A 4,651-nucleotide genomic window follows, 5' to 3' on the forward strand; every position below is an offset into this window, starting at 1 on the left:
CGCTGAACCCCAAGCTGCAGGGCGATCTTGCCTCCTGGTTCGGTTCGAACCCGGCCGTGCCGGCCGCTTGCAAGGGCAATGCGTTGCTCGGCGACGAAGGCTGCAAGACCAACGGCTTCGAAGAATTCGCCAAGATCAAGTTCTGGAAGACGCCGGTGTCGAAATGCGCCACCCAGAACGACCAGTGCGTGCCCTACTACCGCTGGGTGTCGGACTATATCGGCGTGATTGGCGGACGGTAGGCCTAACGTTTAGCGTTGCGATGCCCCTCACCCTTACCCTCTCCCCGTAAAACGGGGAGGGGGGCGTCCACGTCACCGCTTCGTCCTTGTCCCGTCATTCACGGGGAGAAGGTGCCGGCAGGCGGATGAGGGACGGCGCCGAGGTTCGCAGATGGCGAGCCAACCATCAGGACAGCCTTCAATGACCCCAGCAGTCGCCTTTCAAAAGACCTCCCGCCATTTCGGCGCGGTGCGCGCCGTCGATGCGGTCGACCTCGAGATACAGCCGGGTGAGTTCTTCGCCATGCTGGGGCCGTCGGGTTCGGGCAAGACGACTTGCCTGCGCCTCATCGCCGGCTTCGAGCAGCCGACCTCGGGCAGTATCTCGATCTTTGGCGAGCGTGCCGAGGGCGTGCCGCCCTATCGTCGCAACGTCAACACGGTGTTCCAGGACTACGCGCTGTTTCCGCATCTCAACGTTCTCGACAATGTCGCCTATGGGCTGATGGTCAAGGGCGTGAGCAAGGACGAACGCCACCGCGCCGCCGAAGATACGCTCAGGCTGGTGCAGTTGCCGGGCTACGGTTCGCGTCGGCCGGGGCAGCTCTCGGGTGGCCAGCGCCAGCGCGTGGCGCTCGCCCGCGCCCTGGTCAACAAGCCAAAAGTGCTTTTGCTCGACGAACCGCTCGGCGCGCTCGATCTCAAGCTGCGCGAGAGCATGCAGGAAGAACTCAAGGCGCTGCAAAAGGCGCTCGGCATCACCTTTGTCTTCGTCACCCACGACCAGGGCGAGGCGCTGTCGATGGCCGACCGGGTCGCGGTGTTCAATGATGGCCGCATCATGCAGGTAGGCGCGCCGGAGGAGATATACCAGCGTCCGGCATCGCGCTTCGTCGCCGATTTCGTCGGTTCGTCCAATGTGCTGCCGCCAGACTTCGTCCAGCGTTATGCCGGCCAGCGCCGCTGGGGCAGCCTGCGTCCGGAATCGATCCGCGTCGGGCGGGGTGCTACCGGGGACGGCGTCGCAGCGCGTGTCGTGTCCAGGCATTATCTCGGAGCCGCTACCAAGCTGGCGCTCGATGCCGGCGGTCTGAGACTGCATGCCACCGTGCCCGCAGGCACGTCGCTGCCCGACGATGGAGAGCATGTCGTGCTCACCTTCAATCGCGACCAGCTCCATCTGATGGAGGACCAGGCGTGAGTGTCGACGCCATCACCAGCGCGAGCGCAGCCGCAGCGATCCTGCCCAAGCGCGGCGGTCTCGCCGGTTCGTTGTCAGACCTGTTGTGGCGCCGGCCGGGGCTGCTGCTGTTTTTGATGCTCGCGCCGCCGCTGCTCTGGCTCGGCGTCATCTATATCGGCTCGCTGCTAGCGCTGCTGGCGCAAAGCTTCTTTTCGATCGACGAGTATTCCGGCCTCATCGACCGCCACTTCACGCTCAAGACCTATGGCGACCTGTTCCAGGCGGCGAATGTCGACATCATCGTCCGCACGGTGACGATGGCTGCGATGGTGACGCTCGCTTCGGCTGTCGTTGCGTTCCCGATCGCCTATTACGCGGCGCGATACGCTCGCGGCAAATGGAAGGCGCTGTTTTATCTCGGTGTCATGCTGCCTCTTTGGTCGAGCTATCTGGTCAAGATCTACGCCTGGAAGCTGATCCTTGCCAAGGAAGGCATCCTCACCTGGCTTTTCGGCAAGCTGCATCTGTCGTGGCTGCTCGACARCTGGCTGTCGCTGCCGATCGTCGGTGGCAATTCGCTATCGGTGTCGTTCACCGGCACTTTCATTGTCTTCGTCTATGTCTGGCTGCCGTTCATGATCCTGCCGATCCAGGCAGCGCTCGAACGCGTGCCGGCCAACCTCGTCGAAGCCTCGTCCGATCTGGGGGCGTCGCCCGGCCAGACGTTCCGCAACGTACTGTTTCCGCTGGCGCTGCCGGGCATCGTCGCAGGTTCGATCTTCACATTCTCGCTGACGCTGGGCGACTACATCATCCCGCAGATCATTGGCACCTCCAGGCTGTTCATCGGCCAGGCCGTCTATGCCCAGCAGGGTACCGCCGGCAACATCCCGCTCGCCGCCGCCTTCACCGTCGTGCCGATCGTCATCATGGGCTTCTATCTCTGGGGCGCCAAACGCATGGGGGCCTTCGATGCGCTCTGACCGTTCGCAATCGGCACCGCTTGGCATCAAGATCGCCGCCGCGGCGGGCCTCGCTTTCCTGCATCTGCCGATCCTGCTGATCTTCGTCTACGCCTTCACCACCGAGGAGAAGAGTTACCAATGGCCGCCACCGGGACTGACCACGCAGTGGTTCGCGGTCACCTGGGGACGTCCTGACGTCTGGCAGGCTTTGGGACTTTCGGTCCAGGTCGCAGCGATTTCGACAGCGATTGCGCTGGTGCTCGGCACACTTTGCGCCGCTGCCGTCAGCCAGACGCGTTTCTTCGGCCGCGAGGCGATTTCGCTGCTGGTCATCCTGCCAATTGCATTGCCCGGCATCATCACCGGTATCGCCTTGCGCTCGGCCTTCAGCCTGGCCGAGATCCCGTTCTCGTTCTGGACGATCGTTCTCGGCCACGCCACTTTCTGCGTCGTTGTCGTCTACAACAACGCGGTCGCCCGGTTCCGCCGCACCTCGGGCTCGCTGATCGAGGCGTCGATGGACCTCGGCGCCGACGGTTTCCAGACGTTCAGGCATGTGATCCTTCCCAACATCGGTACAGCGCTGCTCGCCGGCGGCATGCTCGCCTTTGCGTTGTCGTTCGACGAAGTCATCGTCACCACCTTCACCGCCGGCCAGCAGCAGACGCTGCCGATCTGGATGCTCGAGGAGCTGGTGCGGCCGCGCCAGCGCCCGGTCACCAATGTCGTTGCCATGGTCGTGGTTCTCGCGACGCTGTTGCCCATCCTCATTGCCTATTACCTGACCCGCGAAGGCGACCAGATCGCCGGCGCCGGCAAATAAGATCGAAAGGGAGAAGTCATGGACACCCAGATGCTGATCGGCTCGAAGTTCGAAAAAGGGACCGAGACGGAAGAAGCGATCCTCAACCCGCGCACCGGCGAGACGATCCTCAGCCTGCCCGAGGCCTCGCAAGCACAGATCGAGGCTGCGGTCGCCGCTGCCGAAAAAGCTTTTGCAGGCTGGTCGAAGACCACGCCGGCGCAGCGCTCGGGCTATCTGCTCAAGATCGCCGACCGGATCGAGGCGGAGGCGGAAGGTTTCGCCAGGCTCGAAGCGCTCAATTGCGGCAAGCCGATCAATGCCGTGCTCAATGACGAGATACCTGCCATCGTCGACTGCTACCGCTTCTTTGCCGGTGCTGTACGCTCGATGCCTGGGCTGGTGGCGGGCGAATATCTGCCCGGACACACTTCGATGATCCGCCGTGATCCGATCGGTATCGTCGCTTCCATCGCGCCGTGGAATTACCCGCTGATGATGATGGCGTGGAAACTCGCGCCGGCCATTGCCGGCGGCAACACCGTGGTCTTCAAGCCGTCGGAGCAGACGCCGCTGACGGCACTCAAGCTGGCCAAAATCCTCGCCGAGGTGTTGCCCGAAGGCGTGGTCAATGTCGTGCTCGGACGTGGTGAGAGCGTCGGCAACACGCTGATCAACCATGCCAAGGTCAACATGATCTCGATCACCGGCGATGTCGCCACCGGCAAGAAGGTGCTGCAGGCGGCGGCCAAGTCGGTCAAGCGCACCCATCTCGAACTCGGCGGCAAGGCGCCGGTCATCGTTTTCGACGACGCCGATATCGACGCGGTGGTCAGCGGCCTGCGCGCCTTCGGCTACTACAATGCCGGCCAGGACTGCACTGCCGCCTGCCGCATCTATGCAGGCAAGCGCGTCTACGACAAGCTCGTCGCCGACCTGTCGTCGGCTGTCTCGACAATTCGTTTCGGCCATGCCGACGACACCGAAAACGAGATCGGGCCGTTGATCTCCAGGCGCCAGCGCGACCGCGTCGCCTCGTTCGTCGAGCGCGCCTCTGAACTCAAGCACATCGAAATCACCACCGGCGGCAAGCCCGGCGAGGGCGGTGGCTTCTATTACCAGCCGACCGTCGTTGCCGGCGCGCTACAGGAAGACGAGATCGTGCGCCGCGAGGTGTTCGGGCCGGTGGTGTCAGTGACGCGGTTTTCGGATGCCGACGAGGCGGTCAACTGGGCCAATGACAGCGATTACGGACTGGCGTCATCGGTGTGGACCAAGGACATCTCGCGCGGCATGTCGACGGCTGCTCGGCTGCAATATGGCTGCACCTGGATCAACACGCACTTCATGCTGACCAACGAGATGCCGCATGGCGGTCTCAAGCAGTCCGGCTACGGCAAGGATATGTCGGTCTACGCGCTGGAGGACTACACCGCCGTGCGCCACGTGATGATCGCGCATGGGTAGCGCTCTTCTCCCC

General features: G+C 63.4%; 4 protein-coding genes and 1 pseudogene. All 5 read left to right on the forward strand.

The window, feature by feature from the left end:
* Positions 1–242 (forward strand): annotated as a pseudogene (locus tag AC1DUU_RS23675) (spermidine/putrescine ABC transporter substrate-binding protein); the annotation flags it as partial.
* A 181-nt stretch (positions 243–423) separates the two neighbouring features.
* Positions 424–1,422 carry an ABC transporter ATP-binding protein gene (locus AC1DUU_RS23680; RefSeq protein ID WP_476785826.1) on the forward strand — a complete coding sequence of 333 codons (999 nt, stop codon included), beginning with the start codon at positions 424–426 and terminating at the stop codon, positions 1,420–1,422.
* Positions 1,419–2,387 carry an ABC transporter permease gene (locus AC1DUU_RS23685; RefSeq protein ID WP_476785827.1) on the forward strand — a complete coding sequence of 323 codons (969 nt, stop codon included), beginning with the start codon at positions 1,419–1,421 and terminating at the stop codon, positions 2,385–2,387. Before AC1DUU_RS23680 ends, AC1DUU_RS23685 begins: the two co-directional genes overlap by 4 nt.
* Positions 2,377–3,192 carry an ABC transporter permease gene (locus AC1DUU_RS23690; RefSeq protein ID WP_476785828.1) on the forward strand — a complete coding sequence of 272 codons (816 nt, stop codon included), beginning with the start codon at positions 2,377–2,379 and terminating at the stop codon, positions 3,190–3,192. The genes AC1DUU_RS23685 and AC1DUU_RS23690 overlap by 11 nt, the downstream gene beginning before the upstream one ends.
* An 18-nt stretch (positions 3,193–3,210) precedes the next feature.
* Positions 3,211–4,638, forward strand: a complete 1,428-nt coding sequence (locus tag AC1DUU_RS23695) for a gamma-aminobutyraldehyde dehydrogenase (RefSeq protein ID WP_476785829.1) — start codon at positions 3,211–3,213, stop codon at positions 4,636–4,638.
* The last annotated feature ends 13 nt before the right edge of the window (positions 4,639–4,651 follow it).

The organism is Aminobacter sp. P4_H6_2, assembly GCF_056400805.1.

What these genes read in the sequence shown, in the direction of transcription:
- AC1DUU_RS23680 (WP_476785826.1), top strand. Translation starts at nt 424, where the DNA reads ATGACCCCAGCAGTCGCCTTTCAAAAGACCTCCCGCCATTTCGGCGCG.
- AC1DUU_RS23690 (WP_476785828.1), top strand. Translation starts at nt 2,377, where the DNA reads ATGCGCTCTGACCGTTCGCAATCGGCACCGCTTGGCATCAAGATCGCC.
- AC1DUU_RS23695 (WP_476785829.1), top strand. Translation starts at nt 3,211, where the DNA reads ATGGACACCCAGATGCTGATCGGCTCGAAGTTCGAAAAAGGGACCGAG.